9 protein-coding genes and 1 tRNA gene are annotated in these 11,789 nt (G+C 66.8%); 6 read left to right on the forward strand and 4 right to left on the reverse strand.

Translation table 11 applies throughout. From position 1 onward, the window contains the following. Positions 1-399: 399 nt before the first annotated feature. From ARC63_RS18900 to ARC63_RS18915, 4 genes are all read left to right on the forward strand, one after another. The gene (locus ARC63_RS18900) at positions 400-615 is read left to right on the forward strand and encodes a hypothetical protein (RefSeq protein WP_005410085.1); all 216 of its coding nucleotides are present in this window, start codon (positions 400-402) and stop codon (positions 613-615) included. A 207-nt stretch (positions 616-822) separates the two neighbouring features. Continuing rightward, on the forward strand, positions 823-3,204 hold the full coding sequence (locus tag ARC63_RS18905; RefSeq protein WP_057504125.1) for a Tex family protein: 2,382 nt from the start codon (positions 823-825) through the stop codon (positions 3,202-3,204). Between the two features lie 208 nt (positions 3,205-3,412). After that, on the forward strand, positions 3,413-5,602 hold the full coding sequence (locus ARC63_RS18910; protein WP_019336521.1) for a PAS domain S-box protein: 2,190 nt from the start codon (positions 3,413-3,415) through the stop codon (positions 5,600-5,602). Positions 5,603-5,664: 62 nt separating this feature from the next. Further along, positions 5,665-5,895 carry a hypothetical protein gene (locus tag ARC63_RS18915; protein WP_010484939.1) on the forward strand — a complete coding sequence of 77 codons (231 nt, stop codon included), beginning with the start codon at positions 5,665-5,667 and terminating at the stop codon, positions 5,893-5,895. Positions 5,896-5,934: 39 nt separating this feature from the next. On the opposite strand, the gene ARC63_RS18920 is transcribed toward ARC63_RS18915, so the two are convergent. Then, positions 5,935-7,023: a DUF5694 domain-containing protein gene (locus tag ARC63_RS18920; RefSeq protein WP_043403094.1), complete on the reverse strand. Its 1,089-nt coding sequence runs from the start codon at positions 7,021-7,023 to the stop codon at positions 5,935-5,937. 152 nt (positions 7,024-7,175) lie between these two features. Between ARC63_RS18920 and ARC63_RS18925 the strand changes: the two genes are divergently transcribed. Both ARC63_RS18925 and ARC63_RS18930 read left to right on the forward strand, forming a co-directional pair. Further along, a complete protein-coding gene (locus tag ARC63_RS18925; RefSeq protein ID WP_057504139.1) occupies positions 7,176-7,721 on the forward strand; it encodes a GNAT family N-acetyltransferase in 546 nt (181 codons plus the stop codon). Between the two features lie 255 nt (positions 7,722-7,976). Continuing rightward, positions 7,977-9,803 (forward strand): methyl-accepting chemotaxis protein, encoded by a 1,827-nt coding sequence (locus ARC63_RS18930; protein WP_057504126.1) that lies wholly within the window; start codon positions 7,977-7,979, stop codon positions 9,801-9,803. Here ARC63_RS18930 and ARC63_RS18935 read toward each other — a convergent pair. From ARC63_RS18935 to ARC63_RS18940, 3 genes are all read right to left on the reverse strand, one after another. Further along, positions 9,800-11,236, reverse strand: a complete 1,437-nt coding sequence (locus ARC63_RS18935; protein WP_057504127.1) for a GGDEF domain-containing protein — start codon at positions 11,234-11,236, stop codon at positions 9,800-9,802. The two genes, ARC63_RS18930 and ARC63_RS18935, sit on opposite strands and share 4 nt — an antisense overlap. Before the next feature lie 115 nt (positions 11,237-11,351). After that, positions 11,352-11,594, reverse strand: coding sequence for a GNAT family N-acetyltransferase (locus ARC63_RS23750; RefSeq protein ID WP_228354613.1), 243 nt, complete (start codon positions 11,592-11,594; stop codon positions 11,352-11,354). A 70-nt stretch (positions 11,595-11,664) separates the two neighbouring features. Continuing rightward, positions 11,665-11,750, reverse strand: a tRNA-Leu gene (locus ARC63_RS18940). Positions 11,751-11,789 lie beyond the last annotated feature (39 nt).

Genomic DNA, 11,789 nt, shown 5'->3' on the forward strand with positions numbered 1-11,789 from the left:
TTTATTCCTTTCCGTGGCTGGCACGGCGCAGGGAACTGTCGGGGGCCGGGCGGGGTGGGTTTGCGGGACCGTTGGCGCCATGGATGGCGCCATCGAGCCCCCATGGACGGGTTTACGGCGTGTCCCGCGAATCCACCCCGACCGACCCAATCACATGAAGCGCATTTCGCGACCAAGCCACGAGGGGCTGCGCCGTTGGCTGGAAACCCCGATTCGTTAGCCGGAAGTTAAAGATCCGTAAGCATTCTGCTGCGATCCCGCCGTCATCTGCATGCAACCGATCGTCATTAGCCTTCGTGACGTTCCAGTCAGGTTCGACGCGGTAAGCTCTCCCTCGATGAGCTCGCAGCATCGCTCATCGAGTGCAGTACGCAGTAGCAATTTGGAGGAATACATCACATGGCAATCGTTCTTTATGTCGGTGGTAGCAAGGATGGCGAGAAGGGCGTGGTGCCCTACGGCTTCAGCAAATCCCGCGCCGACACCGCGCTGGGGCCGGAGTTCTACACGGAGCGGTTCATGGAACTGCAGGGTGTCGGCAAGGTCCGCCTGATGGCCCTGGAAGGCATGCGTGACGAGATCGTCATGCAGCGCGCCGCCCGCCACTACCGCTGACCTCCGCAACACGCGGCAGGGCGCGCCCACCATCGCGCGCCCGCGCCGGCATCCCAGCCCAGGGCCAGTCCGAGCCCTCTTCTTGCCAGGATGCCGGCGTCCAATCCGGCCCCGCCGCTGAACCTCGCCCCCTGTCAATGCCTTGTCCGGCTCCGTCGTGGGTTGCCAGAATGGGGTCTTCCCGTACCGCGGCACAGACCTGAAGCAATGCACGACGCCAAGAACGCACAGAGCGCGCTCGCCCAGCAGATCGCCCAGACCATCGCCGATGAGATCGGTGCCCAGTCCGCCCAGGTACGCGCCGCGGTCGGCCTGCTCGACGAGGGCGCCAGCGTTCCGTTCATCGCGCGCTACCGCAAGGAAGTGACCGGGGGCCTGGACGACACCCAGCTGCGCAACCTGGAAGTGCGCCTGACCTACCTGCGCGAGCTGGAGGACCGCCGCGCGGCAGTGCTGGCCAGCATCGGCGAGCAGGGCAAGCTCAGCGACGAACTGCGCAACGACATCCTCGCCGCCGACACCAAGAGCCGCCTGGAAGACCTGTACCTGCCGTACAAGCCCAAGCGCCGCACCCGCGCCCAGATCGCCCGCGAGGCCGGTCTGGAGCCGCTGGCCGATGGCCTGCTGGCTGACCCGACGCAGGACCCGCAGACGTTCGCGGCCACCTTCGTCGACACCGACAAGGGCGTGGCCGACACCAAGGCTGCGCTGGAAGGCGCGCGTGCGATCCTGATGGAGCGCTGGGGCGAAGACGCTGCGCTGGTCGGCGAACTGCGTACCTGGCTCGGCGAATCCGGCGTGATCCGTGCCCGCGTGGCCGAGGGCAAGGAAACCGAAGGTGCCAAGTACCGCGATTATTTTGAACACGCCGAGTCGCTGGCGAAGATTCCCTCGCACCGCTTGCTGGCGCTGTTCCGCGCGCGCCGCGAGGAGATCCTGTTCCTGGAGCTGGACCCGGGCAGTGATGCCGAGGCTGGCCACCAGTACGCCGAAGGGCGCGTGGCGCGCAAGGCCGGCATTGCCGACCAGGGCCGTGCCGCCGACCGCTGGCTGCTGGACGCCTGCCGCCTGACCTGGCGCGCCAAGCTGCATACCCATCTGCTGCTGGACCTGTTCAACCAGGCCCGCGAAAAGGCCGAGGCCGAAGCCATCGCGGTGTTCGGCGACAACCTGAAGGACCTGCTGCTGGCGGCACCGGCCGGCCCGAAGACCGTGCTCGGCCTGGACCCGGGCATCCGGACCGGCTGCAAGATTGCCGTGGTCGATGCCACCGGCAAGCTGGTCGCCACCGATACCATCTACCCACATGAGCCGCGCCGCCAGTGGGACCAGTCGCTGCAGACCATCAAGCAGCTGTGCGCCAAGCACAACGTGGAGCTGATCGCGATCGGCAACGGCACCGCCAGCCGCGAAACCGACAAGCTGGCCGGTGAAGCGATCAAGGCCGCTGGCAACCCGAAGCTGCAGAAGGTGGTGGTGAGCGAGGCCGGTGCCTCGGTGTACTCGGCCTCCGAGTTCGCGGCCAAGGAGTTTCCGGGCCTGGATGTGTCGCTGCGTGGCGCGGTATCGATCGCCCGCCGCCTGCAGGACCCGCTGGCCGAACTGGTCAAGATCGAACCCAAGGCGATCGGTGTCGGCCAGTACCAGCACGACGTGGATCAGTACCGTCTGGCCCGGGCGTTGGACGCGCGCGTGGAGGACTGCGTGAACGCGGTCGGCGTGTACGTGAACACCGCGTCTGCCGCGCTGCTGTCGCGGGTGTCCGGCCTGTCGGCCACGGTGGCCGAGAACATCGTGCGCCATCGTGACGACAACGGCCCGTTCAAGCGTCGCAAAGACCTGCTGAAGGTTGCGCGCCTGGGCGAGAAGACCTTCGAGCAGTGCGCCGGCTTCCTGCGCATCGCCGACGGTGATCAGCCGTTGGACGCCTCGGCGGTGCACCCGGAGGCCTATCCGGTGGTCGAGCGCATCGTTGCCAGCACCGCGCGCCCGATCAAGGCGCTGATCGGTGATGGCAGCTTCCTGCGTGGCCTGAAAGCAGAACAGTTCACCGACGACACCTTCGGCGTGCCGACCGTTCGCGACATCCTGAAGGAACTGGAAAAGCCGGGCCGCGATCCGCGTCCGGAGTTCAAGGCGGCGCGCTTCGCCGAGGGTGTCGAGGACATCAAGGACCTGCGCGAGGGCATGGTGCTGGAAGGCGTGGTGAGCAACGTGGCGGCCTTTGGTGCCTTCGTCGATATCGGCGTGCACCAGGACGGCCTGATCCACATTTCGGCGCTCTCCGATACGTTCGTGAAGGATCCGCGCGACGTGGTCAAGGCCGGCGATATCGTCAAGGTGAAGGTGCTGGAGGTGGACGTGGCGCGCAAGCGCATCGCCCTGACCCGGCGCTTGGACGACACCCCCGGGCAGGCCACCAGCCGCTCGGGCCAGCGCGATGAGCGCGGGCAGGGGCCGCGCCGCGACGCAGGCGGCCCGAACCGCGGGCCGAACCGGGGCCAGGGCAATGGTGGCCGTCCCGCCGTGTCCGCGCCCCCGGCCAACAATGCCCTGGCCGAGGCCTTCGCCCGCGCCAAGCGCAGTTGAGGACCGTGTCCCCCGTCACGCTTGATTCGTGGTGAGGGACTTGTCGGTTTTCCCCGTGATTGCGCACACTTGCGCTTGAGGGGAGGCGTTCGGCCACCCCGCTGTCGCTGGGGAGGGCCATGACGCCAGCAGGACCCGTTGTCTTCGTTGAGGGCTGCAGCGTTGTGCTGCGGCCACTGCCCGCCTGTGCGGGCCGCGGGGCGGGTTGATGGCGGGCCAGGGAAGCAACGGCAACGGGCTGCTCGAACGGCGCCTGCAGGAGCTGGCCGAGGAGCGCCGTCGCCTGGCGATGATCATCGACGGCACCGCAGCCGGCACCTGGGAATGGAACGTGCAGACCGGCGAAATGCGGGTCAATGCGCGCTGGGCGGAGATCGTCGGCTATCGCCTGGAAGAGCTGGAGCCGGTGTGCCAGAAGACGTTCCTGAAGCTGGTCCACCCCGACGACATCGTCCTGTCCGATGCGGCACTGGAGGACCATTTCGAAGGCCGCAGCGACAACTATGTCTGCCTGCTGCGCATGCGGCACAAGAATGGCCAGTGGATATGGATCCACGACCGTGGCCGCGTGTTCGAATGGGACGGGCAGGGACGACCGCTGTGGATGGCCGGTGCACACGCCGACGTGACCGAGCTGCAGCAGGCGCGACAGGATGCGGCCGAGAGCCGGCAGCGATTGCAGGCCGTGGTCGACGCATCCGACGAGGTGGCGGTGATCGCGACCGATACCGAAGGCACCATCACCTTGTTCAATACCGGCGCGGAACGCCTGCTGGGATACAGCGCCGAAGAAGTGGTCGGCCAGCGGCGACTGGGTGATTTCCACGATCCGGACGAGCTGGCGGCCTGGCTGCGTCCGCTGGCGGCTGCGGACGGAAGCCTGCCGGGCGCGTTTGAAGCACTCAGCGCTCGCGCCGATGAGCAGACCTATTCCCGGCAGTGGACACTGCGGCGCAAGGATGGCCAGCCACGCCAGGTGCGCCTGTCGATCAGCCGCATGGATGGTGCCGGCGGCGCGCGGATCGGTTATGTCGGCATGTCCATCGACATTACCGAGATCCTGCAGGCGCGTGCCGAAGCACGCCTGTCGGCAGAGAAATTCGCCGGTGCGTTCACGTCGGCGGCGCTGGGCATGGCGCTGGTGTCGCTGGAAGGGCGCTGGCTGGACGTCAATGACGCACTGTGCCGGATCCTGGGCTACCCCCGCGAAGAACTGCTGCAGGTTGATTTCCAGCGCTTGACCCACCCCGACGACCTGCAGACCGACCTGGCCCTGGTGCAGGACCTGCTGGCCGGGCGGCGCAGCCACTACCACCTGGAAAAACGTTATCTCGATCGCGACGGCAAGGTGATCTGGGCACGGCTGTCGGTGTCGCTGGTGCGCACCGAGCACGGCGAGCCGCTGCATTTCGTGTCGCAGATCCAGGACATCAGCGCCCAGCGCAGCAGCGAGCAGCGCCTGTTCGAGAGCGAGCAGCGCAGCCGTATCACGCTTGATGCGGTGGCCGACCTGGTGCTCAGTGTCAGCCTGGATGGTCGCATCGACTACGCCAATGCCGCCGCGGTGCGCACCCTGGCCGGTGATGGCGCGCTGTCGCTGGCCGGGCACAAGGTGCAGGATGTGCTGGCACTGACCACTGAGTATGCACCCGGTTCAGTGCTGGATGTCTCCGTGCTGCTGGACCCGGAAAGCAACGCAGTGGACCTGCACGCTGACCTGTTGCTGCGCCTGGGCACAGCCACGATTCCGGTTGACCTGACCCGTGCCTGGCTGCGTGATGATGAAGGTCATGTACGGGGCGCAGTGTGGGTGCTGCGCGACGACACCCAGCAGCGCGCGCGCCAGCGCGAGGCGCGCCATCTGGCCGAGATCGATCCGCTGACCGAGCTGAGCAACCGCCGCGGCTTCGAAGTGCATCTGCAGCAGGCGATCACCCGCGTCGAGCGTACCGGCCAGGCCGCCTCGTTGATGTACATCGACCTGGACCGCTTCAAGCCGGTCAACGATACCTGGGGCCATCTGGCCGGCGATGCCGTGCTGTGGGCGGTGGCCAGCGTGCTGCGCCACGGCGTGCGCGATTCGGACGTGGTGGCGCGGCTGGGCGGCGACGAATTCGCGGTGATCCTGTCCGGCTGCACACCGCGTCGTGCAGCGCGCATCGGCGGTGAACTGCTGCACACCCTGGCATCGCTGTCGATTCCGTGGGACCGGGATCGCCTGCATGTGGGCGCCAGCATCGGTATCGCGCCATTGGCGGGCGGGATGAGCGTGGACCAGGCTGTAGCGGCGGCTGATGCCCAGTGCTACCGGGCCAAGGCAATGGGTCGCAACAACGTACAGGTGCAGGGCGAGGCCAGTGAGCTGCCGAGCGACGACATCGACCCGATCGAGGGCTGATCTCAGCCTGTGAGAGGGCGTGCGCGAATACTCCGTGCACTTCCCCTCGTACAGGTGATCCCATGAATGTCTGCAACCCGGTGACGGTGCGTGCCTTCGCCCCGGCCCTGGTCGGTTGGTGCCTGGCCCTGGCCGCCTGCCTGCGTGCGGAACAGCTGCGCGGCGACCTGCACGCGCAGGCCCTGCTGCCGGTGCTGCAGGGCGGCGCGGTCGCCCTGCTGGTATTCACGCTGTCCTGCATCGGTGCCGCCTGCATCGTGCTCTGGCGGGCGGGCAGGAACGCGGTGGAGTGATGCGGTGGATGGTCACCGCATCCCCCATGTCATGTTGCGTCAGCGCAGAACTTCATCCGAACTGACCAGCTGCACGTCGTGCATCAGGTTGAGGTAAGCCTCGTAGTAGCCCTTGTGCGAGGCACCGACGATGGTCAGCATGCGGGTGCCTGGATGCTGGCCCAGTATGTCGCGCATGTTGGCGACCATGCGCAGGTTGCGGGTTTCCCAGTAGCCCACGTAGTTGCGGCCGAAGCCTTCCGGCGAGGGTTCGACGAGCGTCGCGCCGAAATCGCTGTTGAAGGCCGCCATCACGGCCTCGGGTGCGTTGTAGGCGCGATACATCGCGAGCAACCCATCCGCTTGGTCAAGATTGGCTTCGAGCCGTTCATCGGCCGCCCTGCGCGCTTTGACGAAGGAATTGTCCCAGGCACCGCGTATGGCGGCAGCGTAGGCCTTCTGCTGCGATTCCGGTGTTGGCGAATCCGCAGTGTGGTCGTCGACCGACCACAGGCGCTCCAGTCCCAGGCGTGCGGCAAGGACGCCGGCCACCAGGCCGGCCTCGTTGCGGCGGGTCATGCGCGTGTCGAGGAACCGCACCAGCTCCGGCGTCAGGCTGTCCGAAGCACGTCGCTCTTCCCTGGGCAGCCGCAGCCATTGGACGACTGCCGAGCTGCTTTCGCCCGCGGCCAGGAAGACTGCGGCCAATCGGCGTCGCTGGGCAGCGGTTGGCGCCTTCGGCCATTCCGCAAGCAGGCGTTCCATCTCCACGTTCGCGCTGGGCACGTCCAGGCCGGTGGCGGCCTGCGCCGGGGCCGGATCGACGCAGTAGTCCGCTACGCTCTCCGCGTATCGGGCTGGATTGCGGCGCATGAAGTCACACTGCAGGCCGGACAGGTTCTCCACTGCGATCGCGGTGGGCCGCCAGGCTTCCAGGCGCTGCAGCAGAGGTTCCAGCATCGCCGGCGTGAAGGTCTCCGGCAGGCTGGACAGGTGCGGGCTGCCCAGTACCAGTACTTCGTTCGGGCGTCCTGCGGGCGGTCCCTTCAGCTGGTCCGGGTGGAACGCCGGTCGATAGGCGGTGTCGTTGGCCAGCGCGCTGCTGCTGCACACGGCCAGGAAGAGAAGGCTGGCAAAGCGAGGGAACATGCGATCTCCATGTCGATAAGCGTCCTGCGGGACCTTCATGCTGGTCATTTTCTCCGGCTGGGGAATCCCGCATTGGTCATGTAAACCTTTCTGCCTTGAGCTGCATCCTTCTGCTGAGTGATGCTGTACTCAGCGCTCAGGCAATGCAGAACATGACATCCGACGACTGGACCATCGACAGTCCGCGGCTGCACCTCCGGCCATTCACGCCCGGTGACGCCGACGAGGCATTTGCGGGAATCACACCCGGGCTGACCCGCTACATGGCCTTCGAGCCGCCTCCGTCGGAGGAGGCATTTGCTGCGGTCTGGCAGACGTGGCTACCCACCATTGCCGACGGGTCCGACATCATGTTCGTGATCCGCAGGCGCGAGGATGATGTATTCCTTGGCCTGGCAGGCCTGCATCGAGCCGGGGAAGCAGAACCCGAGCTGGGCATCTGGATCGCAGAAGTGATGCATGGGCACGGCTATGGCCGCGAAGCAGTGGCGGCGGTGTGGTCGGCGGCCTCCGAGCGCCTGCGCTGTGCGGCGTTCCGCTACCCGGTGGCGGAACGGAACCGGTCCAGCCGTTCACTGGCTGAGTCCCTCGGCGGGCAGGCGGTGGCACGTGAGCAGGGCGTGAAGTACACGGCAGTCGTCTACCGCATTCCGGCTGCAATGCACGGAGTTGCGACGGACGTCGCGGAATCCCGCTAAAGCGGCCGACGGCATCGCCGATACTCCCTCTGGATCCCGCTCCAGTCACCCGCCGCAGGACCCCAGACTGCCCCCGATGGGCGGTCCACGCAGTGTGTTCCGCCGCTCCTAGATGCCGATCGCAGCCGCAGCAGACGTTCTTGGCAGTCGCTCGAGAGGTGCCGGTTGGCACCTGTAGTCCCTGGCAACTGATGTTGCCGCCGGGCGTCCCGCCCGTCGGGTCACAACCGCTTACCGGACACCGAGGATCAGACAATGCTCATTCCAGGCTTCACGGCGGGCGCGCAGGCGCCGGCCGAGCTGCATACCCGTTGGTCGCCGTGGCGTGCGCTGCTTGGCGCACTGGCGCCGCAGCAACGCACCCGCACAGAGAAGGCGGTGACCGACCGCACCGAGCTGGAAGCGCAGGTGGCCGCGCTGCATCGCGTGCAGGCCGTCATCGAGTTCGCGCTCGACGGCACCATCCTGCAGGCCAATGACAATTTCCTGCAGGCGATGGGCTACCGGCTGGAGGAGATCCAGGGCGGGCATCATTCCCTGTTCGTCGACCCCGAGCAGGCGCGCAGCGCTGAATACCGCGACTTCTGGGCGCGCTTGGGGCGCGGCGAATATGACGCCGGACAGTACCGCCGCTTCGGCAAGGGCCAGCGCGAGATCTGGATCCAGGCCTCGTACAACCCGGTGCTGGACCGCCAGGGGCGGCCGTACAAGGTGGTCAAGTTCGCGACCGACATCACCGCGCAGAAGCTGCAGGCGGCCGACTCGGCGGGGCAACTGGCCGCGATCGCCAAGTCGCAGGCGGTGATCGAGTTCAGCATGGATGGCCGCATCCTGTCGGCCAATGACAATTTCCTGGCCGCCACCGGCTACAGCCTGGACGAGGTGCGCGGGCAGCACCATTCGTTGTTTGTCGAGCCCGAGCATCGCAGCAGCGTCGAATATCGCCAGTTCTGGGAGAAACTGGGGCGTGGCGAGTATGACGCCGGGCAGTATCGGCGCCTGGGCAAGGGCGGGCGCGAGGTCTGGATCCAGGCATCCTACAACCCGATCCTGGACCTCAACGGCAAGCCGTTCAAGGTCGTCAAGTACGCCACCGACATCACCGCGCAGGTGCATGAGAACCAGGCCATGCAGCGCGCCGTGGCGCAGACCCGCGAGGTGGTGGCTGCCGCCAAGCAGGGCGACCTGACCCAGCGCGTGGCCACCGCCGACAAGAACGGGTCGATCGCCGAACTGTGCGAAGGCGTGAATTCGCTGGTCGAGGCGATGGCGGCCATCATCGGCCAGATCAAGTTCGCTGCGGACACCATCGCAGTCGGCGCGACTGAAATCGCACAGGGCAACAGCGACCTCTCGCAGCGCACCGAGCAGCAGGCGGCCTCGCTGGAGGAAACCGCCGTGTCGATGAAGGGACTGGCCGAGACCGTGCAGCGCACGGCCACCAACGCGCGCCAGGCCAGCCAGCTGGCCGGTGGAGCGGCCGACGTCGCCGCGCGAGGCGGCAATGTGGTGCATGAGGTGGTCGAGACGATGGCGGTGATCAATGCCTCGTCGCGGCGCATCGTCGACATCATCGGGGTGATCGACGGCATCGCCTTCCAGACCAACATTCTCGCGCTGAACGCAGCGGTGGAGGCTGCGCGTGCCGGTGAACATGGCCGTGGCTTCGCCGTGGTTGCAACCGAGATCCGCGAGCTGTCGCAGCGTTCGGCCAGCGCAGCCAAGGAGATCAAGCACCTGATCGATGAGTCGGTTGCCAATGTGGGCGCCGGCACGGCGCAGGTTGAGAGCGCGGGCCGCACCATGGATGAAATCGTGACCAACGTGCGCCGGGTCAGTGACCTGATGACCGAAATCAGCACTGCCTCGCAGCAGCAGAGCGACGACATCCAGCAGATGAATCATGCGGTCGACCTGATCGATCAGGGCACCCAGCAGAACGCGGCCCTGGTCGAGGAGGCGTCGGCGGCGGCGCGCAGCATGGAAGAACAGTCGGCGCAGCTGCTGCAGACCGTGGCCAGCTTCCGCGTGCAGGGCGGGGCCGGGCATCGGCATGGAGCGGCGGCGCTGCACGCGGTCTAGACGCGGCGCCCGGACCAGTCTTCCGTGGTGCCGGTGTCGCCGCGTACGCAGTTGCGGCCGGCATGCTTGGCGCGATACAGGGCCTGGTCGGCGCGTTCGACCAGGTCGCGCGGATCGCGGTCTTCGCCCGGTGCCTGCCAGGCCACGCCGATGCTGATGGTGACGGTGGCTTCAGGGGCGGGCAGGGCTGCGGCTTCGACCGAAGCGCGCAGCCGTTCGCCCAGGCCCAGGGCGTGGGCGGCATCGGGCGAGGGCAGGGCGGCGATGAACTCTTCGCCGCCATATCGGGCCAGCAGATCGTCACCCCGTTGCAGGCAGCCATCAAGAATGGCAGCCACCGACTGCAGGCGACGATCGCCTTCCGGGTGGCCGTAGGTGTCATTGAGCCGTTTGAAGTGGTCGATATCGATCATCAGTACCGCCAGCCCGAGTCCCTGGCGGTGCGCGCGGCCACGGGCACTGCCGAGTGATTCGTCGAAGCTGCGGCGGTTGCCCAGACCGGTCAACGGGTCACGCCGCGCCAGTGTTTCCAGCTCATCGCGCTGGCGCTGGATCTCCACCTGGCTCAGCACGCTGCGCAGGGCATAGCCGAGCATGGCACCAATGAAGCCCACCGTGGCCAGGGTGGGCTGCAGGCGCGCGAGCAGCAGCGCCACCATCATCAGCAGCAAGGGCAGCATCAACGGCACGCCGGCGTCGACGATGCGGCGCAGGCTGCGCGATACCTCCACCGCCGGATAGCGGCGCTTGCTGCCAGCCATGATGGCCAGCACCACGAACAGCCCGCTGATCAGCAGGTCCCCCCAGTTGCCGTCGGGCAGCTGCGGTTGATAGGTGTTGATGTAGAACGCCAGCAGGAAGTAGCCCAGCGCGTAGATCGCAAGTGTCCGGAAAAAATCGCGGCGGTCGGGATTGTCCTCGGCCAGGAAACGGATCAGCGCGAAGCAGAACACCAGGCTGTTCTGTACGCTGCTCATGGCGTTCAGGCACTGCGTCCACAATGCGGTGTTGAAGTGCGCCATCGCCCGCGTGTGCCCGTAGTACAACAGCCACAGCAACGCGATGATCAGCAGGTCCACCGCGCGGATGTAGCGGTTGCCGCCGCCCGGGCTGGCGGCCACGTAGGTCAGGGGAATCCGGTAGAACACGTACAGGATCAGCGAAGACACGGTCATCTGCGCAGGATCGAGGCTGGCCACATTGCGGTACAGCAGGGCCAGCAGGGCCAGCAAGAACAGGCCCACGGCAGCGCCCAGCGTCCGCCATTTGCAGGCTGCCTGGCGGCTGTCACGAGCGCGCCGCACGCAGGCCAGTGCAGCCAGCAGCGGGGCGGTGATCAGCATCAGGTAGGAGCCGACCGGGTCCTGCGGGCCGACAAAGGCAATGACGAGCGCGTGCGTGATCAGAAAAAACAGTGCCGCACGCAACGTCATGCATTCCCCCGCCCCCAGCTCCGGCTGGGATCACGATAGGCAGAAGCACGTGAGGCTTGCAAGAAAAGTGTGCGCTGCGTCTATTCCAAAGCTTGCCGGAAGTCGCAGTTGTGTTTCAGCGTGGTGACGCCGAGCCTTCGACGCGGGCGTACATCCAGGCGCCCACCAGCGCCCAGCGCGGGTGCGTTGCGGTGGGCAGGCGTCGCAGTGCCCTTTCGGAAACGTCGCCCCAGCTGGTGTGCCCGGTCACGCCCGGCAGCGAGAGATAACGGGACCAGGCGGCAGCGTCATCCGCGTGCAGTGGGCGCAGCCGTGCCGGCAGGATAGCGGGGAGCGTGGGCAGCGCGAGCGTTGGCATCGTCGCCAGTTTCGGCGCCCGGGCCCTGAACATGCAAAAGGCCAGGTCGGGGACCTGGCCTTTGATGCAGTGGTGCCGGTGAAAGGACTCGAACCTTCATGGGGTCACCCCCGGCTGATTTTGAGTCAGCTGCGTATACCATTCCGCCACACCGGCAGGCAGCGTGCGATTGTAAACGAGGTCGGCACGGCTTTC

Source organism: Stenotrophomonas geniculata ATCC 19374 = JCM 13324 (genome assembly GCF_001431625.1).
Classification (GTDB): Bacteria; Pseudomonadota; Gammaproteobacteria; order Xanthomonadales; family Xanthomonadaceae; genus Stenotrophomonas; species Stenotrophomonas geniculata.

What these genes read in the sequence shown, in the direction of transcription:
- ARC63_RS18900 (WP_005410085.1), top strand. Translation starts at nt 400, where the DNA reads ATGGCAATCGTTCTTTATGTCGGTGGTAGCAAGGATGGCGAGAAGGGC.
- ARC63_RS18905 (WP_057504125.1), top strand. Translation starts at nt 823, where the DNA reads ATGCACGACGCCAAGAACGCACAGAGCGCGCTCGCCCAGCAGATCGCC.
- ARC63_RS18910 (WP_019336521.1), top strand. Translation starts at nt 3,413, where the DNA reads ATGGCGGGCCAGGGAAGCAACGGCAACGGGCTGCTCGAACGGCGCCTG.
- ARC63_RS18915 (WP_010484939.1), top strand. Translation starts at nt 5,665, where the DNA reads ATGAATGTCTGCAACCCGGTGACGGTGCGTGCCTTCGCCCCGGCCCTG.
- ARC63_RS18920 (WP_043403094.1), bottom strand. Translation starts at nt 7,023, where the DNA reads ATGTTCCCTCGCTTTGCCAGCCTTCTCTTCCTGGCCGTGTGCAGCAGC.
- ARC63_RS18925 (WP_057504139.1), top strand. Translation starts at nt 7,176, where the DNA reads ATGACATCCGACGACTGGACCATCGACAGTCCGCGGCTGCACCTCCGG.
- ARC63_RS18930 (WP_057504126.1), top strand. Translation starts at nt 7,977, where the DNA reads ATGCTCATTCCAGGCTTCACGGCGGGCGCGCAGGCGCCGGCCGAGCTG.
- ARC63_RS18935 (WP_057504127.1), bottom strand. Translation starts at nt 11,236, where the DNA reads ATGACGTTGCGTGCGGCACTGTTTTTTCTGATCACGCACGCGCTCGTC.
- ARC63_RS23750 (WP_228354613.1), bottom strand. Translation starts at nt 11,594, where the DNA reads ATGCCAACGCTCGCGCTGCCCACGCTCCCCGCTATCCTGCCGGCACGG.